This is a genomic window from Trinickia sp. (assembly GCF_051953405.1).
Lineage (GTDB): Bacteria > Pseudomonadota > Gammaproteobacteria > Burkholderiales > Burkholderiaceae > Trinickia.
This window is the reverse complement of record NZ_JBQCIV010000026.1, coordinates 1-24,656: the sequence shown is the minus strand read 5'-3', so window position 1 is coordinate 24,656 and position 24,656 is coordinate 1. Positions and strand designations below refer to the sequence as shown.

Sequence of the window (24,656 nt, the reverse complement as noted above, 5' to 3'; positions counted from 1 at the left end):
AAGCTGTTCGAGCCTGTTCTTGAAGAAGGCGAGCTGATCCTCATTCATGTAATCCTTGTCGCCCATCTTCAGGATTTCGGCTTCGGTCAAGAGTCGTTTCGTCGTCATCTGCGTGCTTCTTCAATGTGAGGCAAAACCCATACATATTGCCCGCACTTTCGTATTGCCCGCAAGCGGTGCCTTGGAAGCGCCGGCGCCCGCGGCCCAGTGGCCGTCCAGACGCCGTCGCGCCGATGCGGGGCCGAACTCCGTAAGGAAACCGATCCTCGGGTGCTCCTACCCATTCGATACGGCGTCGCAGCACGAAGCTCTCACAGCACGAGCCTCGGGCAGCGGCGTCTTTCGGTGTCTCGTTCGTTTTGTTTCGGCCTTGTCCGGATAAGGTTTCCCGGCGCCGTCGTCCCAGCCGCCGTCCAGCGGCGGGCACGTATTGTAACTGAATCGATCTTTGGCGCTGCAACAGAGAAAACCCTGCCGAGACGCCGTCAATATCCTGAAAATATAGCGCGCGCCCGTTCAAAAAGCGAACCCTATGCCCGTCGCGCGCGTACGGCTTCCCACGTGAGCGCGTACTTAGACGAGGCAGGCGTCGAGCCCGTCCGTGATCAGATCCTGCGGCAAGTCGATGCCGATGAACACCATTTTGTTGGTCTTCTTTTCGACGGGCAGCCATTTGGCCGCCAGGTCGCTTCCCATCATTTGATGAACGCCTTGAAACACGACCTTGCGGTCGACGCCTTTCATGTAGAGCACGCCCTTGTAGCGCAGCAGCCGTTCGCCGTAGATCTGCAGCACGCCGCCGAGGAAGTCTTCGAGCTTGTTCGGATCGAACGGGCGATCGTTGCGGTAGACGAACGACTTGATCCGGTCGTCGTGGTGCGCGTGATGGTGATGCGCGTGCCCTTCGTGCGCGCACTGCCCGTGATCGTGATCGCAGTGCTCGTGGTCATGGCCGTGCTCGTGATCGTGTTCATGATCATGGTGGTGAGCGTGATCGTCCTCGGCCAGGAAATCCGGATCGATCTCCAGCTTGGCATTGAGGTTGAAGCCGCGCAGATCGAAGATTTCCTTGATGTCGGCCTCGCCGAAGTTGACGACCTTGATCGTCGCCTTCGGATTCATATGGACGAGGCGGTGGCGCAGGTCGCCCAGCGTCGCTTCGTCGACGAGATCGGATTTCGTGACGAACAAGCGATCGGCAAAGCCGACTTGACGCTGGACGACTTCGTGCTCGTCGAGTTGCGCGTTCGCATGCTTGGCGTCGACGAGCGTGATGATCGCGTCGAGCAAGAACGCGTCGCCGATCTCGCTATCGATGAAGAATGTCTGCGCGACGGGGCCCGGATTGGCCAAGCCCGTGGTTTCGATCACGACCCGGTCGAAGGCGATTTCGCCGGCGCGCTTGCGGGCGGCCAGATCGCCGAGCGCGCGCGCCAAGTCGCCGCGGATCGTGCAGCAGATACAGCCGTTGCTCATCTGCACGATTTGCTCGGCCTGGTTCTGAACGAGAATCTCGTTGTCGATATTCTCCTCGCCGAATTCGTTTTCGATCACGGCGATCTTCATGCCGTGCTTTTCGTTGAGGATGCGCTTGAGCAGCGTGGTTTTGCCGCTGCCTAGGAAGCCGGTCAAGATAGTGACGGGGATCATGTTCAATCGCCTATGGGTCGAAAATCAGGGACGGTTCAAGCGAGCCGACCGCGAAAAATACAGAAGCATACCGGTGCGCGCGCCTTTGTGTGAGAAGCGAGGGGCGTGCCGGCGGCAGGGTGCGTTAGTTGGGGGCGGTCAGACGATTTGCAACAGCAGCCCCTTCAGGTACTCGCCTTCCGGGAAGGCGGCCAGCAGCGGATGATCCAAGCCCGCGCCGAGGCGCTTGAGAATACGCGCGTCGACGCGGGCGTCGGCGGCCGCGCCGGCCACGATCTTTTGGAACAAGTCCGCATCGATCGCGCCCGAACACGAGTAGGTGAACAGCAAGCCGCCCGGACGCAGCAAACGGAATCCCGACAGGTTGATGTCCTTATAGGCGCGTGCCGCGCGGTCGACGTGTTCGCGCGCCGGCGCGAATTTCGGCGGGTCGAGCACGACGAGATCGAACCGATCGCCGGAATCGACGAGATTGCGTAGCGTGCGGAAGGCATCCGCATCGAGCCATTGAGCACGCTCGGGATCGAAGCCGTTGGCCGTCACGTTCGCGCGGGCAAGCGCGAGCGCCTCGCCCGAGGAGTCGATCGAAACCACGCGCCCCGCACCGCCGCCGAGCGCCGCGAGCGAGAACCCGCCGGTGTAGCAAAAGCAATTGAGCACGTCGCGGCCGGCCGCGTAGGCCTGCACCAACGCTCGATTATCGCGCTGATCGACATAAAAGCCGGTCTTGTGGCCCGTGCGGACATCGACGTGATAGCGCACGCCGTTTTCGCGCGTGACGAGCGTCTCGGGCGGCGCATCGCCGGCGAGCACGCCCGTCGTTTGTTCCAAACCTTCCTTTTCCCGGATCGAGACGTCCGAGCGTTCGTAGACATTCGGGCATCCCGTCGCGCCGACGAGCGCCGCGACGATCGCTTCTTTCCATGCCTCGACGCCGGCCGCCATGAACTGGCAAACCAGTTGGCCGCGGCCCGCGCCGTTGTCTTCGACGTAGTAATCGACGATGAGCCCGGGCAGGCCGTCGGCCTCGCCGAAGATCAGCCGGACGGCGCCGGTGTCGCGCACGAACGCTTGCCGGTGGGCAAATGCACGCTGCACGCGCCGTTTGAAAAATGCGTGATCGATCGGCTCGCCTTCGTCGAAGCTCCAGACGCGCAGACGGATTTGCGAATGCGGGCTGTAAGCCGCGCGAGCGAGAAAGCGGCCGTCATGGGCCCGCACGACGACGGTGGCGCCCGATGCGGGCTTGCCCTCCACGCGGTCGATCGCGTTGGCATAGACCCACGGATGGCGGCGCAACAGCGATTTTTCCTTCGAGGGCTTGAGCGTAACGGTGTTCATGGGTCGGTTGAGCAATAAAGCGAAGTTGAGCGGCGGCCCGTTCGGCGCGCCGATCCCGCGCTGGCGCGTTAATCGCGCTTTTTGGCGCGCGGGTGAGCCGTATCGTAGATTCGCGCGAGGTGCTGAAAATCGAGCGACGTATAAATTTGCGTGGCGGCGACGCTGGCATGGCCGAGCAGTTCCTGCACCGCGCGCAGATCGCCGCTCGATTGCAGCACGTGCGTGGCGAACGAGTGGCGCAGCACGTGCGGATGGACGTTGGCGGGGATGCCCACGCGAAGGGCCGTGCGTTTGACGCGCTCGCGCACGACGTTCGGCGACATCCGCGCGCCGCGTACCGATAGGAAGAGCGGATGCGGATCGGCCTTCACGAACGAATCGCGTACGGCGAGCCAAGCGGCGAGCGCGTCGATCGCCTTGCGGCCGACCGGCACCGTCCGCCGCCGCTTGCCTTTGCCCAGTACGTTCACTTCGGCCGATCCCATGTCGAGCCACCCCGCCGAGCGGTAGCCGTCGCTTTCGTGGAAGGCGGCATCGAGCCCGACGAGTTCCGAGAGCCGCAGGCCCGAGGAGTAGAACAGCTCGAGAATCGCATGGTCGCGCAGGCCCTCGGCCGTGTCGGCTGCGCTGCCTTCCATCAGGGCGGCGGCGTCGTCGACGGATAGCGCCTTCGGCAACCGCTTGGGCTGCTTAGGCGCGCGCACGGCCGCGACGGGGTTGGCGGCAAGCGCTGTGTGCTCGCCGAGCCACCGGTAAAAGGCGCGCCAGGCCGAGAGACGGTGCGCGATCGAGCGCGCCGAGAGCCCGCCTGCATGAGCCCGAGCGACGGCCCCGCGCATATCGACGGACGTCAAGCTTGACAGCGGCCTGCCGTCGGCCAGTTGCACCAGCATGTCGAGTTCGTGCGCATAGCTGCGCAGGGTGTGCTCGGACAGCCGGCGCGCGTTCGCGAGGCCGGCAAGGTATTGCGCGATCGGTTCGCGTTCGGAATCGGAATCGGCCGTGGGCACGAGCAGGACTCTTCGTTGGCGGCGCTAGCGGCCTTATCGCGCGAGCAGCCGGCTCAACGCCGCACTCGCGAGCGCGCCGATCTGCACGAGAAAGTCGGTCGCCATGCCTTCATGGAAGCGCCGCGGATCGGGCGAACCCATCACGAGCAAGCCGAACGCCGGCGAGGCGGGCGCAGCGGCCTCGGCGTCCTGAGCGGCATCGTCGCCGTTTGCGCGCGGTTCGCGCAGGGCCAGCAGGACAACCGATTGGACGCCCGACGCCTCGTTCGTCGCGCCGCCGCCGGCCGCGGTTGCGGCATCGCCGGCCGCCAGCCATTGGGCGGCCTCGAAGCCCGAGTTGGCCCCGCAGTAGGGCGCATCGAGGCCGTTGGCGAACAGGCGCACCTCCTCGCCCACCTGCCGCGCGAATTCGGCGTCGCGATACGTCTCGGCGACGTCCCACAGGCGCAGCGCCGCTTGGGGCACGTCGAACACATCCATCAGGCCTTGTGCGACAGTGCGCGGCAGGGCGTGGGCGTCGCGCTGCCCGATCACATGGGTGGTCCAGCGGTTGAACTTGGCTGCGATCCCGTCGTTCTCGTGTCCGTAGCGCAGGAGTTCGGCGAGGCGCCGCTCGAGCAGCTTGTTCTTCTCGCGCAGCATGTCCATCTGGCGCTCTTGGAGCGAGACGGCGGCTTTGCCGTGCGGATTGGCGAGGCGGATGGCGGCCAGCAACTCGGCGTGTTGCGAGAAGAACTCGGGGTTGGCGAGCAGATAGTCAGCGACTTCGCGATCGTTCATGGTGTCGGCTAAAGAGCGGGCTTGGGCGGATGGGTAAGAAGGGCGGGTTCGGTTTCGGCGTCGGTCGGTGTCGGTCGACGTCAATCGGCCAGTTCGATCTCCCCCGCGAACACGGTCGCGGCGGGCCCCGACATCATGAGTGCGGCGGTTTCGTCGTGTGCACCGTCCCAGGCGATCGTCAGCGTGCCGCCGAGCGCGTGCACGGTCACGGGCGAATCGAGCAGCCCTCGGCGAATGCCGGCCGCGACGGCGGCACAGGCGCCCGTGCCGCAGGCAAGCGTTTCGCCCGCGCCGCGCTCGAACACGCGCAGCGAGATTTCTTGCCGCGAGCGCACTTGCATGAAGCCCGCGTTGACGCGCTGCGCAAAGCGCGGATGATGCTCGATGTTCGGGCCGAGGGCCGCAACGGGAAACGTTCGGACATCGTCGACGACAAGCACGGCGTGCGGATTGCCCATCGATACGACCGACAACCAGTAGGTGTCGCCGCCGATGTCGAGCGGCCAGAGCGTATCGGCCCCTTCGGGGCGGCCGGCGAGACCGCTCGCGTCGAACGGCACGCGCGCGGGTTCGAACACGGGAGCGCCCATGTCGACGACGACTTCGCCGTTCTCCTGCATCGTGAGCGTAATGAGGCCGCCATGCACCTGCACCCGCACGCTGCGCTTGTCGGTCAGCCCGGTGTCTCGGACAAATTTGACGAAACAGCGCGCGCCGTTGCCGCAGTGTTCGACTTCGCCGCCGTCGCAATTGAAGATGCGGTATTTGAAGTCGGCATGCTCGACGGTGGGCCGCTCGACGAGCAGCAACTGATCGGCGCCAATGCCGAAATGGCGATCGGCGAGTGCGCGCACTTGCTCGCTCGTGAGCGCGAGCGGCCTGCTGTAGCCGTCGAGCACGACGAAGTCGTTGCCGGCGCCCTGCATCTTGGTGAACTTAAGCTTCATAGTGCGGCTATTGTAAGGGACGGCTCGGATGCCGCGCTCGCGCGATACGGCGCGCTTGCGGCCAGGTTTGGTTCAATCGTAGACGCTCGGCATCCCGGGCGGCCGGGTCTTGAACCGCTTGTGCACCCAGTAATACTGCTCCGGCATGCGCACGATCTGCTTTTCGAGGAACGCGTTCATATAGCGCGCATCGGCATCGTCGTCGCCCGTCGGATAGTTTTCCCAAGGCTTAAATACCTTGAGCCGATACCCCTTGTAATTCGGCAACACCTCGCCGACGAACGGCAGCACCTGAGCCTTGCCGACCTGCGCGAAGCGGCCGACGGCCGTCAGCGTGCAGGCGGGGATACCGAAGAACGGCACGAACGTCGAATTGCGTACGCCGTAATCCATGTCCGCGCCCAGCATCACGGGCTTGCGCTCCCTCAACCAGCGCAACACCACGCGCGCGCTATCGGCCCGGCTCGCCATGTCGGCGCCGAATCGGCCGCGCGCTCGCTTCGCGATCTCATCGAGTTCGGGATTCGACATCGGCTGATACAGCGCGGCGCATTGGCGTTTGAGCGCCACGTTGATGAAGACCGAGCCCGCTTCGATGCCGACGAAATGAAAACCGAGCAGGAGCGTAGGCGGCATGTCGGGATCGGTCAAATCGACTTCGCTATCGACTTGAACGAGCTTTTCCAGTTTTTCCAGTGACCCGAACCACTGCACGCTGCGCTCCACGTAGCTGCGGATCGCGTGACGAAAGTGCTGGGTTGCGATTTCCTTGCGCTTTCGCTCGCTCCACTCGGGGAAGCACAGTTTCAGGTTCGTATGAACGATGCGCCGGCGTTGGCTCGGCACTTGATACAGCAGCCAGCCGAGGCCGTCGCCCATACGCGCGACGAAGCCATACGGCAAGATGGCAAGAAACCTGAGCAAGCCGAGGGCGAGTTGGGTGCCGATACGATTCAGCATGCGTCCGCCGTAGACAAGTACGGGCAAGACGTGGGTTCGAGCGGCGCAACGGCCGCCGCGTCGCGTGGGTCGCGCGCGCAATGCTCCGAGTTGAAGGGAAGAGACACGGCTATTCGCTCTGTGACATTCTCGAGAAGTCGCTATAATACGGGCTTCGCCGAGTTAATAGACAACTTGCGGGGCGAAGTCGCCGGGCTGCTTGCAGCGTCCGAACGATATGGAAATCCGCTAAAGCGTCGCCGCTTCAGGCTCTCGAAGTTGGCTACGTGAACTCAAAACCGTAACCTAAGGAGCCTACAAGTGGCAAACGACTATCTCTTCACCTCCGAATCCGTTTCCGAAGGCCATCCCGACAAAGTCGCCGATCAGATTTCGGACGCGATCCTCGACGCCATCCTGACGCAAGACAAATACTCGCGCGTGGCCGCCGAGACGCTGTGCAACACGGGCCTCGTGGTGCTGGCCGGCGAAATCACGACGACGGCCAACGTCGATTACATTCAGGTCGCGCGCGACACGATCAAGCGCATCGGCTACGACAACACCGATTACGGCATCGACTACCGCGGCTGCGCGGTGCTCGTGGCCTACGACAAGCAATCGCCCGATATCGCTCAAGGCGTGGATCGTGCGCACGACAATAACCTCGATCAAGGCGCGGGCGACCAAGGCCTGATGTTCGGTTACGCCTGCGACGAAACGCCCGAGCTGATGCCGTTGCCGATCCATTTGTCGCACCGCCTCGTCGAGCGTCAAGCCTGCCTGCGCCGCGACGGCCGCCTGCCTTGGCTGCGCCCCGATGCGAAATCGCAAGTCACCGTGCGTTATGTCGACGGTAAGCCGCATTCGATCGACACGGTCGTGCTCTCCACGCAGCACGCGCCGGAGATCGAGCTGTCCACGCTTCGCGAAGCCGTCATCGAAGAGGTGATCAAGCCGACCCTGCCGGCCGATCTCATCAAGGGCGACATCAAGTTCCTCGTCAATCCGACGGGCCGTTTCGTCATCGGCGGCCCGCAAGGCGATTGCGGTTTGACTGGCCGTAAGATCATCGTCGATACGTACGGCGGCGCGGCGCCGCACGGCGGCGGCGCGTTCTCGGGCAAGGATCCGTCGAAGGTCGACCGCTCGGCGGCCTACGCGGGCCGCTATGTGGCGAAGAACATCGTGGCCGCCGGCCTCGCCTCGCGTTGCTTGATCCAAGTTTCGTACGCCATCGGCGTGGCGCAACCCACGTCGGTCATGGTCAATACGTTCGGCACGGGCAAGGTGTCGGATGCGACGATCACGGCACTGGTACGCGAGCACTTCGACCTGCGCCCGAAGGGCATCATTCAGATGCTCGATCTGCTGCGCCCCGTCTACGAGAAGACGGCCGCCTACGGCCACTTCGGCCGCGAAGAGCCGGAATTCTCGTGGGAAGCGACCGACAAGGCGCTGGCACTGGCCGAAGCCGCCGGCACCGAGCCGGTGGCGGAAGTGGCCTAAGTCCCTTTAGGTTCCTTCGGGTCCTTCGGTTCCGCAAGTCCCTACCGTTCCTACCGCCGCGCGTTGAAAGCGCGTGGCGATCGGACGATATTGGAGGATAGCGGACGGTAAAACCCCGGCAATGCCGGGGTTTTTATTTTGAGCGAGCCGTTGCGCTGCGCTATTCGTCTTCGCCGACCTCGGTCGGATTGGGTAGATCGGGCAGCGGTTTGTCGGTCGGCCTCTCCGGCTCGCCGCGCGGCTTGTGCTGCGTGCCGGTCGCCGGCGAATCGGGCTGCGTCGGCCGTTTCTCGTCGTCGGCGTTGGCCGCGTGACCGGCGAAGGTGCGCGGCGTTTGGCCGCGAGAAGTCGATAGCGTCGTCATGAGCCTTCCTCCGTCAAAGCCGAATCGGATGCGAAGGTCGCGCAAGGTCCATGCCGCCGCGCCGGCGGCTCAATCCCAGCAATTCCGAAAGGCAACCGCGGCGATGACGGGCACGCACAGCACGAGCGGAATCGCGAAGTAAGGCACTTCGAGGTCGGTCATCCAGCTATAGACGAGCCAGCCGATGCCGGCCGCGAGCGTGCCGACCCCCACGAGCGCAGTGAGCACGTTGAGGGTGCGCTTGGACGGCCCCTTGTGTGGATGCCCGTTGGGAGAAGGCGTATTCATGGCGCATCCCGGCTAGCTGCAGCCGGGCCAATCGATATCGAGTGACTCATTTTACGCTTGCGCCACCGGGCCGCAGGCCGGCGAACCGTCGCCGAAACGAGGTGGCGGCTGAATGAACGGCTATCGCGCAACTAGCGGGCGGCGAAGACAAACCACCCCGCACTGGCCGAAAGCCGACGCGGCCGCCGACTGCCCGCCAAGGTTCGCGTCGCGCCCGCGCCGGCCGCGCGTCGGGCTGCCGAGCGGCGCAGGAGCCCTCGCAGCAGCAAGCGGCGCGCGCGCGTACCGCTGCGCAAGGCGGAGAAGACGGCAAGCAGCCATGTGCGCAGCGATCCACCCGCATCGCGGGGCCGCGCCGGTGCGGCGTCGCGGCGCGAAAGCGCGTCATGGCGCGCGGCGTGGTGCCGCAGCGAGCGCACCGAAGACCGAGGGACGGACCGGGCCGCGTTGAGCGTCGTCCGGGTCCGGTTATCACGAGAGGCGAGACGTTTATGCATAGTAAGAGAAAGCGGTAAGCGCGCTCGCGATCGGGGCGAGGCCGGCGCATCGATGCATCAAACGTGCCAAGCGCAGGAAAAACACGCGTGGGCCGATATGCACGACGGGGGCAAGATCCTGGGAGAGGGCGTCAAGGGGCGACCTAAATCGGGGTCGCAAGACGCTGGGGCTGACGGACAACATGCAACGCAGCCTACACGCGAATCGTGACGGGTGTAAGTCGTGGCGACCCTCGCCCCGGTGAGGTGCCACGACGCACCGACCGCGCGCGCTTTAGAATGAAATGTTTGCGCCCCAAGCGGCCCGCTTAAGCCAAGGAAGATTTCATGTCAGCACAATCGAAAAAAGAACAAGTGCATGAGCTGCGCGAGCGCGGCTTCGTCGTCGTGAAAGGTCTCGTGCCGCCAGAACGGTGTGCGGTGCTCAAGGATATTGCTTTGCAGCAATTACGCGAGGCGGCGCAACCGATCGAATACGAAGCCGACTTGCGCTATCCGGGCGCGCCGGAATCGAAGCATGCGCCGGGCGGACACACGGTCCGGCGCCTTCTCGACGCGTATGTGCGCGACAACTTGTTTCGCGAGTGGGCGAGCGCATCGGAAATCAAGGGCTGGATGGAATTGTATTTTGGGGAGGCACCGCGGCTTTCCCGGGCGCACCACAATTGCATGATGACAAAGCATCCCGCATACGGCAGCCTGACGGGCTGGCACCGCGACGCGCGGTATTGGTCGTTCGAGCGGGACGATCTCGTGTCGACGTGGCTGGCACTGGGCAAGGAGACGGTGCGCAACGGCGGGCTTTGGTTCGTGCCCGGCTCGCATGCGATGACATTCACCTCGGAGCGGTTCGATGCGCAAAAGTTTTTCCGCGCCGACTTACCCGAGAACGAGGCGTTGATCCGCACGGCCGTCTCGCCCGAACTCGAGCCCGGCGACGTCGTCTTCTTTCATTGCAACACGTTGCACTCGGCGGGGCAAAACCTGACCGACGACGTGAAGTTTTCGCTCGTGTTCACCTACCACGGCGCGAGCAACGTTCCGCTGCCCGGCACGCGCTCTGCTGCGAAGCCCGAAGTCGCGATTTGAGCAAGGTGCGGCCGGCGTGTGCGGTTGCCGCCGGGGGGCCAATGCACGCCGCCCGATGCGCTCAACGCTTGCCGGAGGAAACCGTCAGGCCGATGAGGCCGGCGAGCGTAGCCGCCACGCCGCCCGCGATCAGCCAGATCGTTTTGTTGGTGGGCGCGCCGGTTACGACGCGAGATACGTCGTTGGAAAGCGAGTGAAACGACTGGCCGCCAAAGTAAAGCAGCACGACGCCGCCCGCAATCAACGCCAGTGAGATGGCTTTGGACATGGACATTCTCTTCGATGGTTCGAGCACCGGGCAGTGTATGAAACTTGTCGTGAAAGTGTCCATCGATTCGCACCCTTTTCGTTGCGCGGCGACCGCCGCCGATCCATCCACCCGCGTACTCACCGAGGATTCTCATGGCCTATGAAGCTGCATCCACGCGTTACTCGGACATGCAATTCCGCACTTGCGGCCATTCGGGGTTGAAGCTGCCCGCGCTCTCGCTGGGCCTGTGGCATAACTTCGGCGATACGACGCCGCTCTCGACCCAGCGCGAAATTTTGCGCACCGCGTTCGACCTCGGCATCACGCATTTCGATCTGGCCAACAACTACGGGCCGCCCTACGGCAGCGCAGAAACGAATTTCGGCCGGCTGTTCAAGGACGACTTTCGCCCCTATCGCGACGAACTGTTGATTTCGACGAAGGCGGGCTGGGACATGTGGCCCGGTCCGTACGGCCAAGGCGGCGGCTCGCGCAAATATGTGCTGGCTAGCCTCGACCAGAGCTTGCGGCGCATGGGGCTCGATTACGTCGACATCTTTTACTCGCACCGCTTCGATGCCGATACGCCGCTGGAGGAAACGGCCGCTGCGCTGGCCAGCGCCGTGCATCAAGGCAAGGCGCTGTACGTCGGCATTTCTTCGTACTCGGCCGCCAAGACACGGGAGATGCAATCGCTGCTGCGCGAACACAAGGTGCCGCTGCTCATTCATCAGCCTTCATACAACCTGCTCAATCGCTGGGTCGAGAGCGAACTGCTCGACACGCTGGAAGAGGTGGGCAGCGGTTGCATCGCTTTCACGCCGCTTGCGCAGGGTCTGCTGACGTCGAAGTACCTGAACGGTGTGCCCGACGATGCCCGCATCAACAAACCGGGCGGCGGCTCGTTGCAGCAGAGTCACCTGAGCCGCGAAAATATCGAGCATGTGCGCAAACTGAATGAGATTGCAAAGCGGCGCGGGCAAAGCCTCGCGCAAATGGCGCTTGCGTGGGTACTGCGCGACGCCCGCGTGACGTCGGCACTGATCGGCGCGAGCCGCGCGGAGCAGGTGCGCGAGAACGTGGGCGCGCTCGCTAACCTCGCGTTTTCGAGCGAGGAGATCGCCGAGATCGATCGCTATGCGACCGAAGGCGGCATCAACCTTTGGGAAAAGCCCTCCACCGATCAGCGCATCTGACGCGCGCCGCCGGCCGAGCCGCCCCCGTGTCGATCGATCCGGCGTGGGGCGGCACTACATGAGCGCCGGCAAGCCTTCGACGAGCACGACGGCGAACACGACGCCGAGCACGGCACCGAGCACACGCAGGACGTTGTGGACGAAGCGCGACGACGTGGGCAGCGCGCCTAGGAAGAGCGCGCCCGCGAGCGCCATGGGAATCACGAGAATGAAATCGCTGATCGTGAAATAGGTCGTCGGCATGCTGGTCTCCCCCTTGTCTCGCCGCGCGCTAAGCGCTGCGAATGTGCGTATGCGTGGATCGAGTATAGGAGACGCGGCGCACAGCGATGGCAAGAAAGAGGGCCGCACAATTCGGCGGCGCGCGGCCTTCGATCGGCCAAGCGCGCCGACGCGGGCAGCGCACGTATGAGAGGCGCTTAGCGCCGGCCCGTCATTCTCGAGCCGGTGCGGGCGCGGCCGGCGAGGGTTGCGGCGCGGCGGGCGCGCTCGAATGATAGGCCGTCGTGGCGGTGGGTTTGACGTCGTCGACGCCGGTGTGCGCACAGGCTGCCAGTGTCAGCGCCAGGGCGAGCCCGGCGGCGCCAAGCGAGCCCACGCCTTGTATGGGCCGCATGCGCCGTGTGCTGCATGAGAATAGCTCGTTCATCGTTCGATCTCCCATTCCGAACCGCACCCGACGCACCGCTGCCGAACGACGCGCGACGCCCTTTCGTTCCGGCACGCAATCGCTGTGCCGTGCGCGAATCGTGCGACGTATCGGCTGCATTGCTGCAGTGCGGTGACCGCGACATCGCGTCGCGCGGTATGCTTGGACTATACCGCCACGTACGCGTAAGGTACTGCGGGGGAAATTGGGGTTGGCAGCGGCAGGATCCGAGAGGCGCGCAACAGGACGGACATGCGTCGCTCTCGCTATCTGGATGGTCAGCGTTTTGTAAGGACGATCGCGAGAAATAGCGGTTAATACGGCTTTACATTCGGCTTTCCCGGTTGGCCGGTTCCGTGAACAATCGAGTCATCGTTCAACGCCCCGGAGGGGAGACATCATGCAAATCGGTTCGATCGTCAGGTCGGTGCATATGGCCGTGCCATCGGGCGCGCGCGGAATCGTCATGCGCATACTCGGCGATATGGCGATGGTCGTTTGGTATGCCGGCGAGCCCGGTGCGTCGCTGCAATTGAATACCGAGCCGTTCTTTCTCGAAGATCTGATCGACACGGGCGAACTCGTCGCCCGCCCGGCTGGATCGCTTGTCCATTGACAGTCGGTTTGTGTATCGCTGCGCGGTAGCCGCGAGGTAGTGAGCCGGGCTGTGTGCCGATGGGGCACAATGCCGGCATGAACGAGCCTTTTTCCGATTCCCCCGACGTGCACGGCAGCCAAGCCGGGCACCCCTTCACCCGGCTTACGCCGGAATGCGTGCTCGACGCGCTCGATAGCGTGCTGGCCACCACCGGCGTGCGCACCGACGGCCGTCTGCTGCCGCTCAACAGCTACGAAAACCGCGTCTATCAAGTCGGCGTCGAGGATGGGCCCCCGGTCGTCGCGAAGTTCTATCGTCCGCATCGATGGTCCGACGAAGCGATTCTCGAGGAGCATGCGTTCGTCGCCGAACTCACCCAGGCCGAGATTCCCGCCGTACCGGCGCGCGAAATCGACGGCCGCACGTTGCATACGTTCGACGGCTTCCGGTTCGCGATTTTCGAGCGGCGGGGCGGACGCGCGCCCGATCTCGACCGGCGCGACACGCTCGAATGGATGGGACGCTTCATCGGTCGCATTCATACGGTTGGCAAACGGCAGCCTTACGGGGCGCGGCCCACGCTCGATATCGCCAGCTTCGGCCGTGAGCCGCTGGAATTTCTGTTATCGCATGCCTTCGTGCCGCCCGAGCTGCGCGCCTCATACGAAGCCGCGGCGACGCTCGCATTGGAAGGCGTCGAGCGCGCCTTCGAGGCCGCGGGCGAGGTGATCCACCTGCGGCTACACGGCGATTGCCATGCGAGCAACGTGCTGTGGACCGATGCCGGTCCGCATTTCGTCGATTTCGACGACAGCCGAATGGGCCCGGCCATCCAGGACCTCTGGCTGCTGCTGCCGGGCGGGCGCGCCGAGGCGTCGAGCGCACTGGCCGATCTGCTCGCGGGTTACGAAGATTTCTGCGAGTTCGAGCCGCGCGAGCTGCACTTGGTCGAGGCGCTGCGCACGCTCAGGCTCATGCACTACGCGGCTTGGCTCGCCCGGCGTTGGGACGACCCCGCGTTTCCGGCCGCCTTCCCGTGGTTCAACACGCAGCGCTACTGGGAAGAGCGCGTGCTCGAGTTGCGCGAGCAAATCGGTGCGATGCAAGAAGGGCCGCTCTGGCCCGTTTGACGGGTCGCCTGCCTCGGGCGGGCGCCTGTCGCTCGGCCGAACGTTGCGCGGCGCACGGCGCCCGAATGTCAGAGCTTGAACATGAGCCGCATGATGGCGTGAAAGCGTCGTCCGTAGGGCGGCAGTAGTAAGGCCCGCGCGTTGATGCGCGGTTGCATGAGGATCGGCTTCATCTTCGAGAACGCCGCAAAGCCGTCGTATCCGTGGTAGGCGCCCATGCCGCTCGCGCCCACCCCGCCGAACGGCAACCCCTCGCATGCGATGTGCAGCAGCGTTTCGTTGACCGCGACCCCGCCCGAAACTGTTTCATGCAACACGCGGTCGATCGTTGCGCGCTCGTCGTCGAACAGGTAGAGCGCGAGCGGGCGCGGCCGCGCGTTGACGTAGCGCAGCGCGTCGTCGAGCGTGTCGTACGGCACGAGCGGCAGCAGCGGGCCGAAGATCTCCTCGTGCATCAGCGCGCAAGTCTCGGGCGCGTTCGTCACGACGTAGGGCGGGAATAGCCTGCGCGCATCATCGGGCGCGGTATCGGTAAGCGGATGAAGCGTCGCGCCTGCAGCGGCGGCTTCGTCTGCGAGTGTGCGCATGCGATCGAAGTGCCGGGCGCTGACGAGCGTCGTGTAGTCGCGGTTGCGGGCGAAGTCGGGGTAGAGCCGAGCGACGCGCGCTCGCGCGCGATCGACGAACGCTTGCTCCATCCCGCGCGGCACGAGCACGTAGTCGGGTGCGATGCAGGTCTGGCCGGCGTTGAGCGTCTTGCCGGCGACGATACTGTCCACGGCCGCATCGAAGCGCGCATGCGGGCCGACGATCGCCGGCGATTTACCGCCCAATTCGAGCGTAACGGGCGTGAGATGGGCCGCGGCGGCGCGCATGACTTCGCGCCCGACGGCCGTCGAGCCCGTAAAGATCAGATGATCGAACGGCAGCGCGCAGAACGCGGCGCCTACCGAGGCATCGCCGGTGACGACGGCCACGTGTTCGCATGCGAAAGTGCATTCGATCAATTGACGAAACAGCTCGGCGGTGCGGGGCGTGAGTTCCGACATCTTGACGATCGCGCGGTTGCCGGCCGCGAGCGCACCGATCAACGGGCCGACGGCAAGCAGGATCGGATAGTTCCAGGGCGCGACGATACCGATCACCCCCAGCGGCTGCGGGATGACCTTCGCCGTGGCGGGGCGCAGCCAAATGCCGGTAGCGCGCCGCTGCGGCTTCATCCAGTGCTTGCCGTGCCGCAATGCCGAATCGATCTCGCTCTTCGCGAGCCATAGCTCGGAGAGCATGAGCTCCGCCTTGGCGCGCTGGCCGAAATCGGCGTTCAGCGCGTCGGCAAGTTCATCGGTGCGATCGAGCAGCATCGCGCGCAGGGCTTTCAGATGCGCCGCGCGTGTTTCCCACGGCGGGTAGGGCTCGCGCGCATGCGCCTCGCGCTGCGACAGCAGCAATGCGTCGAGGTCGATCGCGCCGGGCAAGTCGTTTTTCAATCGTGTGCGCTCTTGAAGATTGTCGGTACGCGCGAGGATTTCGCAGCGGAATTCGCTCGCGTGTTTCGCATTCGGTTCGCCATGTTCAGATGCGTAACGCGTCCGCAACGATGGCGCGGTGATCGAATGTCGCGGGAAGGGTGCCGTACACACGGCCGCTAGCGAGCCCCGCGTTCGTATCCGCCAGCCGAGTCGCGATGAAAGCGTGTGCGCGCTCGTCGGGCGATGAACGCAGCATCAAGACCGCTTGCGCGCACAGTACGAGTTGCTGCACCAATCGTCGCGCGCTCGCTTCGCGGTGTTCGGCGGGAGCGGCGAGCGTTGCCTGCAGCGCGTCGAGCGCCGCGACGAGGGGCGCGGCGTCTTGCGCATCGGCCCGCCATTCGTCGAGCAGCGCATGCGCGGCTGGCGGATCGCGTTCCAATGCCCGCAGCACGTCGAGGCACATGACATTGCCCGATCCTTCCCAAATCGAGTTGACGGGCGCTTCGCGATAAAAGCGTGCCATCGGGCCTTCTTCGACGTAACCGTTGCCGCCCCACACCTCCATTGCTTCGCCGGTGAATGCCAGTGCACGTTTGCAGACCCAGAACTTTGCCGCCGGCGTGACGATCCGCCGCCAGGCGCGCTCGACGTCGCTTTCGCCGGTACCCGCGCGCTCTGCGGCCAGATGCGCATCGAATGCGCGCGCGAGCCGCATGAACAGCACCGTCGCCGCTTCGGTTTCGAGCGCGAGATCGGCGAGCACGTTGCGCATGAGCGGCTGATCGACGAGCCGCCGCGAGAATGCGACGCGGTGGCGCGCATGATGAATCGCTTGCACGAGTGCCGCACGCATGAGCGCGGCGCTGCCGATCACGCAATCGAGCCGCGTGTAGTTCGCCATTTCGATGATGGTCGGCACGCCGCGCCCTTCGTCGCCGATCATGACGCCATAGGCATCGACGAATTCCACTTCGCCGCTCGCATTCGAGCGATTGCCGAGCTTGTCCTTCAGACGTTGGACGCGAATCGCGTTGCGGCTGCCGTCGGGCGTGTAGCGCGGCACGTAAAAGCAGGAGATCGGCGCATCGGCGTTCGTGCGCGCGAGCACGAGGTGCGCATCGCATTGCGGCGCGGAGAAGAACCATTTGTGGCCGACGAGGCGGTACTCGGCCCCGCGTCCCGAGCCGGCGCCCAGCGCTCGCGCGCGCGTTGCGTTCGTGCGCACATCCGAGCCGCCTTGCTTTTCCGTCATCCCCATGCCGATCATCATGGCGCGCTTGCGCTCGAGCGGCGCATCGCTCGGATCGTGTTCGCGCGCATAGAGCTTCTCGGCGAGCTGCGCGAAGAGCGCCTGCTCTCGCCGCAGGACGGGGATGCTGGCAAAGGTCATCGTCAGCGGGCACAGCGAGCCGGACTCGAGCTGCGCATGCAGAAAATAACCGGCGCAACGCGCGACCATCGCACCTGCGCGCGGCGTGTCGAACGGCAACGCGTGCAGCCCCTCCTGCCGAAGCTGCGCGAGCAGGCGATGCCAGCTCGGATGAAACTCCAACGTATCGATACGCTCGCCGCGCGGGCTGAAGGTGGAAAGCTCAGGTTCGTGCCGGTTGGCTGCGCTAGCGAGCGCGATGACCTCGGGCGTGCCGAGCGCGGCGCCGTCGCGCGCAAGCGCCTGCGCATGCCAGGCGGCGCCTTCTCGTTCGACGGCGGCCGTCAGAACGGCATCGCATTCGTAGAGGTTGTAGTGCTCGAGCGGCGGAACTTGATTCGTGACTTCGTGGGTGGCCGGCGGGGCTTGCGGTTCCATTTGCGTGTCTCCTTGGCGGCGTGCGACGCATTCGGGCGCGCGTTCGACATTCGGCGCGCGAGCCGCGTATGGTCTAGCGAAGGGGGATGCGTCGGTGTTCGATCGGTATGCGGCAAGGCTTGCACGCGCATGCGCGTCTGGCTCAATGATAGGTTTGCGCGGCGCGCTCGGTGTAGAGGATTCGCTCTGCGCTCGCGTTAGCGTTCAGTCGCCAGCGGCGGATTCGTCGAAGTTATCCGAGCGCGTCGTATAGACGAACTCGTCGCCCGGTTGCCCCGGCAGCGTTTCGCGCGCGACCTCGAGCCAGGCGCGCGCCGCGTGAGAGAGGTAGCCGCTCTTGCGCCACGCGATGGCCATCTCCCAGCGGATCTCGGGCTCGATCACGGGGCGGCACGTGAAATACGCCGGATCGAGCCGCCGGCAATACGGCGCCGGCAGCAGGGCGATGCCGACGCCGGCGCGCACCAGCGCGGCCATGAAATCCCAATGGCTGCTGCGCGAGACGATCTGGGGCGCGAAGCCCGCGTCGCGGCAAGCGCGCGTGACGACATCGTTGAGCGCCAAGCTTTCGCCGTAGTAGACGAAAGGCTCCGACGCGAGATCGGATAGGCGCACTTCGCGCAGCGTGTCGAAGCGCGAACCGTGCGGCGCCACCACCCACAGCCGTTGGAGCGACATCGGCAGGACGTCGAACACTTGGGGATCGACGGGCAGCAGCACGCCGCCGAATTCGATATCCCCGGCGAGCAGCGCGGCCTCGATCGCTCGCGAACCTTGTTCGAACAGCTTCAGTTCGATCTTCGGATGCCGCCGGCGGAATTCGGCGATGACGGGCGTGAACAACGAGCCGCCCATCGGTGGAATACCGATCGTCAACGCGCCGCGGCCGAGCGTGCCCACGTCGTCGAGTTCCGCCTGCAACTGCGCATAGGAGGCGAGGACGTCCTGCCCGCGCTGAAAGACGATGCGTCCCTCGTCGGTCAACACCATCTGACGACCCTCGCGCAGCAGCAGCGGCGCGCCGATCTCCTCCTCGAGCGCCTTGACCATCTTGCTGATCGTGGGCTGCGTGACGAACATCCGCTCGGCGGCAAGCGTGAAGCTTTGCTGCCGGACCACTTCCACGAAATAGCGCAGTGCGCGTAGCTCCATGACGAGGTGCCCTCTGAAGTTCCAATTTGGAATGATGTCGATAAGTTTAAGTCATTTTATTTATAGTCGACGGACTCTTACCATTTCGTTGTGGAGTCAATAGGGAGTTTTGCCATGAACACGAAATCGATCGAGTGCTTGGGCGGCGCGGCCCGCATCGTGGCGCAGACCGCGTTTCTGGCCGCCGTCTGGTTCGTCGCCGATTTCGCGTCGCGGCACCTCGGCTTGCCGGTGCCGGGCAGCGTGATCGGCCTGGCGGCGTTGCTCGTCCTGCTGCTGACGGGCGGCGTCGCGCCGCGCTGGATCAAGGCCGGAGCCGACTGGCTGCTCTCCGATTTGCTGCTGTTCTTCGTTCCCGCGGCTGTCGCCGTCGTGCAATACGGCGGGCTCTTCAAGTCCGACGGATGGCGCCTCGCGCTCGTGGTCGTCGCCGGGACGCTGACCGTGCTGGTGGCCGTTGCGTTCACCGTCGATCAGGCCGTGCGGCTCGAACGCCGGCTTGCGACGCGCCGTGCGCTCGCGGCTCGCGCGATCCATGCGGCCTAAAGCGGGGCGCCACGTGCCGCGCCGCACGCCATAAGCGAGGGAAACAACCATGTCGATTTCAGCAGCCTTGTCCTGGCCCGTGACCGAAGCGGGCCCGCGGTGGGTGGCGGCAGCCTGCTTCGTTCTGACGATCGCGTTCTACGTGGTGGCCAAGCGCCTGTACGCCCGCTACCAGCGAGCCTGGCTGACGCCGCTCGTCATCGTGCCCGCGATGCTGGCCGCCGTGGTGCTCGCGATGCGGATTCCCTACTCGGTCTACTTCGCCGATACCCGCTGGCTCATGTGGCTGCTCGGGCCCGCGACCGTCGCCTTCGCCTTGCCGATCTACGAATATCGCGACTTGATGCGCCGTCACTGGATCTCGCTGACGGCAGGCGTCACGGTGGGGATCGTCGTGGCCGTCGGTGGTTCGTTCGCGCTCGCCAAGTTGTTGCACTTAGCTCCGGATGTCGCGCGCAGCCTCATGACGCGCTCGGTGTCGACGCCGTTCGCGTTGGCCGTATCGGATCAGATCCACGCACCGAAGCAACTGACTGCGCTGTTCGTGATCGCGACGGGCGTCTGCGGCATGCTGCTCGGTGAACTGGTCCTGCTGTTCTTGCCGCTGCGCAGCCGGCTCGCTCGCGGCGCGATGCTCGGTGCGGCCGCGCACGGCGTGGGCACGGCCAAGGCGCGCGAACTCGGCAGCGAGGAAGGCGTGATCGCGAGCCTCACGATGATGATCGCCGGCGTCGTCATGGTGTTGCTGGCTCCGCTGCTTGCCGCGACGCTCGGGTAGCGGGCGGTTCGCGCCGAACGTGCGCGACCTTCTTTCGCCTCACCAAAGCTCGTCGTTCGGCAGATAGCGCGAGAAGATGCGCGCTTGCTTGGCGCGGGCCGGCGTGTAAGCGCCCAATTGCGCGGCTGCGGGCGTGTGGCTATACACGCTGCGGCGCGTGGGCACCGGCAAGTCGGTGCGATCTTGCCGCCCAAACACGCGCGGCACCTCGCGGGTGAGGTCGGCGACCGGAATGCGCACGCCTCCCGAGATCGTCTGCGGACCTGTTAGGGCAAATTGTCCATTTCTATAGTAGATGCCCACGCCGTTCTGACCTTGCACGTAGATCCACCAGCGGCCGCTCTCGAATTTGAGGAACGCGAAGCCACGCGTTTGCTCGCGCCCGCACAGGGTCTTGCATGCGTCGCACGCTGCGGCGTAATCGCCGAACGTCATTGCGGCAGCGAGCCCCAGGCCGTGCGAGTATCGGGTGGCCTCGAGGTATTCCTGGTAGATATAGCTGCTGCCGGCTTGGACATGGTAGACGCGGTACTGATTAGGGCTGACCTGATCGACGAGGATCGAGCATCCGCTGAAGTCGGCAGTAAAGACATGGCGCGACTGAGTGGCTACGCGCGGGATAAGGCACGATTGGCCTTGCGGCACCCAATACCCGTCCAGGGGCTCGTCATCGCGGCTCGACGCGTCCCACGCATCCACTCTGGCGATTTTGTAGCCCTGCACCACCTGATGGTGGATGTCGAACGATTGAGGGCCGGGCGCCAATCGCCGAATTCCGACGGCCGTCATGAAATGCTCTTGGAGATAACCCTTCGGTTCCGCGTTGAAAAAGCGATTCCAATTGTTCGACATGAGATCTCCTGGGCATGGACTGGAAGCGGATCAGTTTGAGCGTCGAGCCCCCTGCTTCGCGACACGAAAATTCTCGATGCCGATGCATGCTGGCTCGCCCGACGTTTTTTGCTACAATTGCCGCGTTTCCGAGGAGCGTTGCGACGGACCACTCCGCCAGGCTCGGGAACTTCAATCGGACGGTATGCACGTCGCAGCCTCGGCTGCGCGGGTATGTCGCTCCATCGAACGGCGCTCACGTCAATTTTTCTAGAACTCATTTAGAAAAGGAGGGCGTGATGAACGCCGCAGTTATCGATTCGAAGCAAAACCAAGATTTCATCGTTGCCGACCTGTCGCTCGCCGATTGGGGTCGCAAGGAACTGACGATTGCCGAGACCGAAATGCCCGGTCTCATGCAAATTCGCGAAGAGTACAAGGCCGCGCAGCCGCTCAAGGGCGCGCGTATCGCCGGCTCGCTGCACATGACGATTCAAACGGGCGTGCTGATCGAGACGCTCAAGGCGTTGGGCGCCGACGTGCGCTGGGCGTCGTGCAACATTTTCTCCACGCAGGATCACGCCGCGGCGGCCATCGCTCAGTCGGGCACGCCGGTGTTCGCCTTCAAGGGCGAATCGCTCGACGAATACTGGGAGTACTCGCACCGCATCTTCGAATGGCCGAACGGCGAGTTCGCCAACATGATCCTCGACGACGGCGGCGATGCCACGCTGCTGCTGATTCTCGGCTCGAAGGCGGAGAAGGACCGCTCGGTCATCGCCAAGCCGACGAACGAGGAAGAAATCGCGCTGTTCAAGTCGATCGAGCGTCATCTCGAGATCGACGGTTCGTGGTACTCGAAGCGTCTCGCGCAGATCAAGGGCGTGACCGAGGAAACGACGACGGGCGTGCATCGCCTCTATCAAATGGAAAAGGACGGGCGCCTGCCGTTCCCGGCCATCAACGTCAACGATTCGGTCACGAAGTCGAAGTTCGACAACCTGTACGGCTGCCGCGAATCGCTCGTCGACGGGATCAAGCGCGCCACCGACGTCATGATCGCGGGCAAGATCGCGGTCGTGGCCGGCTACGGCGACGTGGGCAAGGGCTGCGCGCAATCGCTGCGTGGGCTTGGCGCGACGGTGTGGGTGACGGAAATCGATCCGATCTGCGCGTTGCAGGCCGCGATGGAAGGCTACCGTGTGGTCACGATGGATTACGCGGCCGATAAGGCCGACATCTTCGTGACGGCCACGGGCAACTATCACGTGATCGGCCACGACCACATGAAGGCGATGCGTCACAACGCGATCGTCTGCAATATCGGCCACTTCGATTCGGAAATCGATGTTGCGTCCACGCGCCAATACACGTGGGAAAACATCAAGCCGCAAGTCGACCACATCATCTTCCCGGACGGCAAGCGCGTGATCCTGCTGGCCGAAGGGCGCCTCGTGAACCTCGGTTGCGCGACGGGCCACCCGTCGTTCGTGATGTCGAACTCGTTCGCGAACCAAACGCTCGCGCAAATCGAGCTATTCACGCGCGGCGGCCAGTACGAGAACAAGGTGTACGTGCTGCCGAAGCATCTGGACGAGAAGGTCGCGCGTCTGCACCTGGCCCGCATCGGTGCGAATCTGACGGAGCTGTCGGATGCGCAAGCGAGCTACATCGGTGTCGATAAGAACGGCCCGTTCAAGCCGAATCATTATCGTTATTGATCGGATCGAGCAAACGGCGAGGGCCGCCCGCGTCGCGCGTGGCGTGTCCCGCGCCGGGCGGCGTGCATCGAGAGCGGCGTTGCCGTTCCGATAGCCGTCACGTTTAACGCAGTACCGAGCCGCGCGGTAACGCGCGGCCGTTCGAAGCCGTCTTGCCGTCAAACGTCCGACAACCCTGGACTCGATCGACGCGATTCACGCGATCGACCGTCACGCCGAAGGAATCTCGCCATGACCGTGCTGCTGACTTGGGTGATCAACGCGCTCGCACTGTTGATCATCACCTACCTCGTGCCGTCGATTCACATTCGCAGCTTCGGCACGGCGCTCGTCGTCGCGCTCGTGCTCGGCTTGATCAACGCGGTGCTTCGGCCCGTGCTGATCCTGCTGACGTTGCCCGTCACGATTGTGACGCTCGGGGTGTTCATCCTCGTCGTCAACGCCTTGTGTTTCTGGCTCGCGGCGTCGCTGCTCAAGGGCTTCGAGGTTTCGGGATTTTGGTCGGCGTTCTTCGGCTCGATCCTGTACAGCATCGTGTCGTGGTTGCTGTCGGCATTGATCTTCGGCAATCGGAGTCTGGGCTGATCGCGGCTCCGATCGACGCGGCTCGGCTGTTCGCGGCTAGGCCTTTCGCATCTCGGCCTTTCGCGGCTCGGTCATATACCGGATCAACCGGATCATGAATCCCATCGAAATCTCATTCGAATTTTTTCCGCCGAAGACGCCTGACGGCGTCGAGAAGCTGCGCGCCACGCGCGCTCAGTTGGCGCTGCTCAAACCTAAGTTCGTTTCCGTGACGTTCGGCGCGGGCGGCTCTACCCAGCAAGGCACGCTCGACACGGTGCTCGACATGGCGAAGGACGGCTTGGAAGCCGCGCCGCACTTGTCGTGCATCGGTTCGTCGAAGGAAAGCTTGCGTGCGATTCTCGAGCGTTATCGCTCGAATGGCATTCGCCATATCGTCGCATTGCGCGGGGATTTGCCTTCGGGCATGGGCGAAGTGGGCGAATTGCGCTATGCGTCCGAACTCGTTGCCTTCATCCGCGCGGAGCATGGCGACTGGTTTCATATCGAAGTGGCGGGCTACCCGGAGTATCACCCGCAGGCTCGCTCGCCGAAGCACGATATCGAGAACTTCGCGCGCAAAGTGAAAGCGGGCGCGAATGCGGCGATTACGCAGTACTTCTATAACGCCGATGCGTATTTCCGGTTTGTCGACGAGGCGCGCAAGCTCGGTGTCGATGTGCCGATCGTGCCGGGCATCATGCCGATCACGAACTACTCGCAACTGATGCGGTTTTCGGAAATGTGCGGCGCGGAAGTGCCGCGCTGGATCGCCAAGCGGTTGGAGAGCTTCGGCGATGATAAAGAAGCGATACGCGCGTTCGGGCTCGATGTCGTCACGCAGCTTTGCGAGCGGCTCGTGAAGGAAGGCGCGCCGGGGCTGCATTTTTATACGCTGAATGCGGCGACGGCGACTAAGGCGATTTGCGAACGGTTGGGGTGAGGTTCGTCGGGCGCGGTGACGGGAATCGATGCCTGTCGCCGCGCGGCGAGCGCCGTTCGAATTGGAATCGTTCCGTGTAGGGAATGACGCGCCATTCGTAGCCAACGAAAACCGAGTGCGATGGCTTCGCGCCGACTGGCAGCAGCGTGCTCGGAAAAAAATACCGCAACAGTCGCCGCGGAATTCTTAAATCTCGGAATTTTTTGCTGCGCGCAAATCATGGCGTCGATTCGTTGCCCGAGAATGAAGTTGTTTTTTCGACGCACCGATTGCCTCTTCATTGCCATCGATTAGAATCTCGCCTTTGCATTAAAAGAAGAAGCTTCCAATAAAAGGAAAAGCGAGATGAGGGCCACGACGCTTTACGACGCGATATCGTACGGTGGCGCGCAGCGCAAACGAATAGTCAAGCTCGATACGCCACTGGGCTCGGACTGGCTATTACCGATGTACGTGAAAGGCCACGCGCGTCTGGGCCGCGATTACGAATTCGTTATCGATGCGATATCCACTCGCGGCAAGGAAATCAAGCTGAAGGCGTTGATCGGCAAAGCCGTGACGCTTTGGATTCTCCAGGCGGACGGCACGTATCTGCCGCATCACGG

General features: G+C 64.0%; 25 protein-coding genes, 2 pseudogenes and 1 riboswitch. Of the genes and pseudogenes, 11 read left to right on the top strand and 16 right to left on the bottom strand.

The genetic code is table 11. The annotated features are described in order from the left end of the window. The 7 genes and pseudogenes from ACTHN9_RS04660 to ACTHN9_RS04630 form a co-directional block, all read right to left on the bottom strand. Nucleotides 1-108, bottom strand: a pseudogene (locus ACTHN9_RS04660) (RNA polymerase-binding protein DksA); the annotation flags it as partial. A gap of 465 nt (nt 109-573) precedes the next feature. Further along, entirely contained in the window at nt 574-1,650 is a 1,077-nt protein-coding gene (locus ACTHN9_RS04655; RefSeq protein WP_440535579.1) for a CobW family GTP-binding protein, read from the bottom strand. A gap of 138 nt (nt 1,651-1,788) precedes the next feature. After that, entirely contained in the window at nt 1,789-2,991 is a 1,203-nt protein-coding gene (locus ACTHN9_RS04650; RefSeq protein ID WP_440535578.1) for a class I SAM-dependent rRNA methyltransferase, read from the bottom strand. A 68-nt stretch (nt 2,992-3,059) separates the two neighbouring features. Then, complete coding sequence (gene xerC, locus ACTHN9_RS04645) at nt 3,060-4,001, bottom strand: tyrosine recombinase XerC (RefSeq protein WP_440535577.1); 942 nt, start codon at nt 3,999-4,001, stop codon at nt 3,060-3,062. A gap of 33 nt (nt 4,002-4,034) precedes the next feature. Beyond that, nucleotides 4,035-4,781 carry a DUF484 family protein gene (locus ACTHN9_RS04640; RefSeq protein WP_440535576.1) on the bottom strand — a complete coding sequence of 249 codons (747 nt, stop codon included), beginning with the start codon at nt 4,779-4,781 and terminating at the stop codon, nt 4,035-4,037. A gap of 80 nt (nt 4,782-4,861) precedes the next feature. Continuing rightward, entirely contained in the window at nt 4,862-5,728 is an 867-nt protein-coding gene (gene dapF / locus ACTHN9_RS04635) for a diaminopimelate epimerase (protein ID WP_440535575.1), read from the bottom strand. 72 nt (nt 5,729-5,800) lie between these two features. Next, complete coding sequence (locus ACTHN9_RS04630; RefSeq protein ID WP_440535574.1) at nt 5,801-6,688, bottom strand: lipid A biosynthesis lauroyl acyltransferase; 888 nt, start codon at nt 6,686-6,688, stop codon at nt 5,801-5,803. A gap of 300 nt (nt 6,689-6,988) precedes the next feature. On the opposite strand from ACTHN9_RS04630, the gene metK reads away from it, so the two are divergent. Next, nucleotides 6,989-8,176 carry a methionine adenosyltransferase gene (metK, locus tag ACTHN9_RS04625; protein WP_440535573.1) on the top strand — a complete coding sequence of 396 codons (1,188 nt, stop codon included), beginning with the start codon at nt 6,989-6,991 and terminating at the stop codon, nt 8,174-8,176. Nucleotides 8,177-8,336: 160 nt separating this feature from the next. On the opposite strand, the gene ACTHN9_RS04620 is transcribed toward metK, so the two are convergent. Next, entirely contained in the window at nt 8,337-8,540 is a 204-nt protein-coding gene (locus ACTHN9_RS04620) for a hypothetical protein (protein WP_440535572.1), read from the bottom strand. Between the two features lie 69 nt (nt 8,541-8,609). Further along, nucleotides 8,610-8,828 carry a hypothetical protein gene (locus ACTHN9_RS04615; RefSeq protein ID WP_440535571.1) on the bottom strand — a complete coding sequence of 73 codons (219 nt, stop codon included), beginning with the start codon at nt 8,826-8,828 and terminating at the stop codon, nt 8,610-8,612. Nucleotides 8,829-9,652: 824 nt separating this feature from the next. Here ACTHN9_RS04615 and ACTHN9_RS04610 point away from each other — a divergent pair. After that, the gene (locus ACTHN9_RS04610) at nt 9,653-10,414 is read left to right on the top strand and encodes a phytanoyl-CoA dioxygenase family protein (RefSeq protein ID WP_440535570.1); all 762 of its coding nucleotides are present in this window, start codon (nt 9,653-9,655) and stop codon (nt 10,412-10,414) included. Between the two features lie 61 nt (nt 10,415-10,475). Here the strand turns inward: ACTHN9_RS04610 and ACTHN9_RS04605 are convergent, their stop codons facing one another. Beyond that, on the bottom strand, nt 10,476-10,682 hold the full coding sequence (locus tag ACTHN9_RS04605; protein WP_440535569.1) for a DUF3185 family protein: 207 nt from the start codon (nt 10,680-10,682) through the stop codon (nt 10,476-10,478). A gap of 134 nt (nt 10,683-10,816) precedes the next feature. Here ACTHN9_RS04605 and mgrA point away from each other — a divergent pair, with 134 nt between their 5' ends. After that, complete coding sequence (gene mgrA / locus ACTHN9_RS04600) at nt 10,817-11,860, top strand: L-glyceraldehyde 3-phosphate reductase (protein WP_440535568.1); 1,044 nt, start codon at nt 10,817-10,819, stop codon at nt 11,858-11,860. Between the two features lie 54 nt (nt 11,861-11,914). On the opposite strand, the gene ACTHN9_RS04595 is transcribed toward mgrA, so the two are convergent. Further along, nucleotides 11,915-12,103, bottom strand: coding sequence for a hypothetical protein (locus ACTHN9_RS04595; RefSeq protein WP_440535567.1), 189 nt, complete (start codon nt 12,101-12,103; stop codon nt 11,915-11,917). 190 nt (nt 12,104-12,293) lie between these two features. Next, nucleotides 12,294-12,509 (bottom strand): hypothetical protein, encoded by a 216-nt coding sequence (locus tag ACTHN9_RS04590; protein WP_440535566.1) that lies wholly within the window; start codon nt 12,507-12,509, stop codon nt 12,294-12,296. A gap of 400 nt (nt 12,510-12,909) precedes the next feature. Here ACTHN9_RS04590 and ACTHN9_RS04585 point away from each other — a divergent pair, with 400 nt between their 5' ends. Both ACTHN9_RS04585 and ACTHN9_RS04580 read left to right on the top strand, forming a co-directional pair. Next, nucleotides 12,910-13,125, top strand: a complete 216-nt coding sequence (locus ACTHN9_RS04585; protein ID WP_440535565.1) for a hypothetical protein — start codon at nt 12,910-12,912, stop codon at nt 13,123-13,125. A gap of 77 nt (nt 13,126-13,202) precedes the next feature. Then, entirely contained in the window at nt 13,203-14,237 is a 1,035-nt protein-coding gene (locus ACTHN9_RS04580) for a serine/threonine protein kinase (protein WP_440535564.1), read from the top strand. Between the two features lie 68 nt (nt 14,238-14,305). Here ACTHN9_RS04580 and ACTHN9_RS04575 read toward each other — a convergent pair whose 3' ends face one another. From ACTHN9_RS04575 to ACTHN9_RS04565, 3 genes are all read right to left on the bottom strand, one after another. Continuing rightward, on the bottom strand, nt 14,306-15,724 hold the full coding sequence (locus ACTHN9_RS04575; protein ID WP_440535563.1) for a coniferyl aldehyde dehydrogenase: 1,419 nt from the start codon (nt 15,722-15,724) through the stop codon (nt 14,306-14,308). Between the two features lie 85 nt (nt 15,725-15,809). Continuing rightward, complete coding sequence (locus ACTHN9_RS04570; protein ID WP_440535562.1) at nt 15,810-17,516, bottom strand: isovaleryl-CoA dehydrogenase; 1,707 nt, start codon at nt 17,514-17,516, stop codon at nt 15,810-15,812. A gap of 204 nt (nt 17,517-17,720) precedes the next feature. Further along, the gene (locus ACTHN9_RS04565; RefSeq protein ID WP_440535561.1) at nt 17,721-18,668 is read right to left on the bottom strand and encodes a LysR substrate-binding domain-containing protein; all 948 of its coding nucleotides are present in this window, start codon (nt 18,666-18,668) and stop codon (nt 17,721-17,723) included. 114 nt (nt 18,669-18,782) lie between these two features. Between ACTHN9_RS04565 and ACTHN9_RS04560 the strand changes: the two genes are divergently transcribed. Both ACTHN9_RS04560 and ACTHN9_RS04555 read left to right on the top strand, forming a co-directional pair. Next, entirely contained in the window at nt 18,783-19,214 is a 432-nt protein-coding gene (locus ACTHN9_RS04560; RefSeq protein WP_440535560.1) for a CidA/LrgA family protein, read from the top strand. Nucleotides 19,215-19,263: 49 nt separating this feature from the next. After that, nucleotides 19,264-19,992 (top strand): LrgB family protein, encoded by a 729-nt coding sequence (locus tag ACTHN9_RS04555; RefSeq protein WP_440535559.1) that lies wholly within the window; start codon nt 19,264-19,266, stop codon nt 19,990-19,992. 39 nt (nt 19,993-20,031) lie between these two features. On the opposite strand, the gene ACTHN9_RS04550 is transcribed toward ACTHN9_RS04555, so the two are convergent. Continuing rightward, nucleotides 20,032-20,844 carry a hypothetical protein gene (locus ACTHN9_RS04550; RefSeq protein ID WP_440535558.1) on the bottom strand — a complete coding sequence of 271 codons (813 nt, stop codon included), beginning with the start codon at nt 20,842-20,844 and terminating at the stop codon, nt 20,032-20,034. A gap of 124 nt (nt 20,845-20,968) precedes the next feature. Further along, nucleotides 20,969-21,088, top strand: a riboswitch (S-adenosyl-L-homocysteine riboswitch). Between the two features lie 34 nt (nt 21,089-21,122). Between ACTHN9_RS04550 and ahcY the strand changes: the two genes are divergently transcribed. The 4 genes and pseudogenes from ahcY to ACTHN9_RS04530 all read left to right on the top strand — a co-directional run. Continuing rightward, nucleotides 21,123-22,544, top strand: coding sequence for an adenosylhomocysteinase (gene ahcY, locus ACTHN9_RS04545; RefSeq protein WP_440535557.1), 1,422 nt, complete (start codon nt 21,123-21,125; stop codon nt 22,542-22,544). A 231-nt stretch (nt 22,545-22,775) separates the two neighbouring features. Further along, nucleotides 22,776-23,129, top strand: a complete 354-nt coding sequence (locus tag ACTHN9_RS04540; RefSeq protein WP_440535556.1) for a phage holin family protein — start codon at nt 22,776-22,778, stop codon at nt 23,127-23,129. A 94-nt stretch (nt 23,130-23,223) separates the two neighbouring features. Beyond that, nucleotides 23,224-24,051 (top strand): methylenetetrahydrofolate reductase [NAD(P)H], encoded by an 828-nt coding sequence (gene metF / locus ACTHN9_RS04535; RefSeq protein WP_440535555.1) that lies wholly within the window; start codon nt 23,224-23,226, stop codon nt 24,049-24,051. Nucleotides 24,052-24,396: 345 nt separating this feature from the next. Then, nucleotides 24,397-24,656 (top strand): annotated as a pseudogene (locus ACTHN9_RS04530) (type VI secretion system tip protein VgrG); the annotation flags it as partial.

Bases quoted from the DNA above. Each gene is read 5' to 3' on its own strand.
- ACTHN9_RS04655 (WP_440535579.1), bottom strand. From the start codon at position 1,650: ATGATCCCCGTCACTATCTTGACCGGCTTCCTAGGCAGCGGCAAAACC.
- ACTHN9_RS04650 (WP_440535578.1), bottom strand. From the start codon at position 2,991: ATGAACACCGTTACGCTCAAGCCCTCGAAGGAAAAATCGCTGTTGCGC.
- ACTHN9_RS04640 (WP_440535576.1), bottom strand. From the start codon at position 4,781: ATGAACGATCGCGAAGTCGCTGACTATCTGCTCGCCAACCCCGAGTTC.
- dapF (WP_440535575.1), bottom strand. From the start codon at position 5,728: ATGAAGCTTAAGTTCACCAAGATGCAGGGCGCCGGCAACGACTTCGTC.
- ACTHN9_RS04630 (WP_440535574.1), bottom strand. From the start codon at position 6,688: ATGCTGAATCGTATCGGCACCCAACTCGCCCTCGGCTTGCTCAGGTTT.
- ACTHN9_RS04620 (WP_440535572.1), bottom strand. From the start codon at position 8,540: ATGACGACGCTATCGACTTCTCGCGGCCAAACGCCGCGCACCTTCGCC.
- ACTHN9_RS04615 (WP_440535571.1), bottom strand. From the start codon at position 8,828: ATGAATACGCCTTCTCCCAACGGGCATCCACACAAGGGGCCGTCCAAG.
- ACTHN9_RS04610 (WP_440535570.1), top strand. From the start codon at position 9,653: ATGTCAGCACAATCGAAAAAAGAACAAGTGCATGAGCTGCGCGAGCGC.
- ACTHN9_RS04605 (WP_440535569.1), bottom strand. From the start codon at position 10,682: ATGTCCAAAGCCATCTCACTGGCGTTGATTGCGGGCGGCGTCGTGCTG.
- mgrA (WP_440535568.1), top strand. From the start codon at position 10,817: ATGGCCTATGAAGCTGCATCCACGCGTTACTCGGACATGCAATTCCGC.
- ACTHN9_RS04595 (WP_440535567.1), bottom strand. From the start codon at position 12,103: ATGCCGACGACCTATTTCACGATCAGCGATTTCATTCTCGTGATTCCC.
- ACTHN9_RS04590 (WP_440535566.1), bottom strand. From the start codon at position 12,509: ATGAACGAGCTATTCTCATGCAGCACACGGCGCATGCGGCCCATACAA.
- ACTHN9_RS04585 (WP_440535565.1), top strand. From the start codon at position 12,910: ATGCAAATCGGTTCGATCGTCAGGTCGGTGCATATGGCCGTGCCATCG.
- ACTHN9_RS04580 (WP_440535564.1), top strand. From the start codon at position 13,203: ATGAACGAGCCTTTTTCCGATTCCCCCGACGTGCACGGCAGCCAAGCC.
- ACTHN9_RS04570 (WP_440535562.1), bottom strand. From the start codon at position 17,516: ATGGAACCGCAAGCCCCGCCGGCCACCCACGAAGTCACGAATCAAGTT.
- ACTHN9_RS04565 (WP_440535561.1), bottom strand. From the start codon at position 18,668: ATGGAGCTACGCGCACTGCGCTATTTCGTGGAAGTGGTCCGGCAGCAA.
- ACTHN9_RS04560 (WP_440535560.1), top strand. From the start codon at position 18,783: ATGAACACGAAATCGATCGAGTGCTTGGGCGGCGCGGCCCGCATCGTG.
- ACTHN9_RS04555 (WP_440535559.1), top strand. From the start codon at position 19,264: ATGTCGATTTCAGCAGCCTTGTCCTGGCCCGTGACCGAAGCGGGCCCG.
- ACTHN9_RS04550 (WP_440535558.1), bottom strand. From the start codon at position 20,844: ATGTCGAACAATTGGAATCGCTTTTTCAACGCGGAACCGAAGGGTTAT.
- ahcY (WP_440535557.1), top strand. From the start codon at position 21,123: ATGAACGCCGCAGTTATCGATTCGAAGCAAAACCAAGATTTCATCGTT.
- ACTHN9_RS04540 (WP_440535556.1), top strand. From the start codon at position 22,776: ATGACCGTGCTGCTGACTTGGGTGATCAACGCGCTCGCACTGTTGATC.
- metF (WP_440535555.1), top strand. From the start codon at position 23,224: ATGAATCCCATCGAAATCTCATTCGAATTTTTTCCGCCGAAGACGCCT.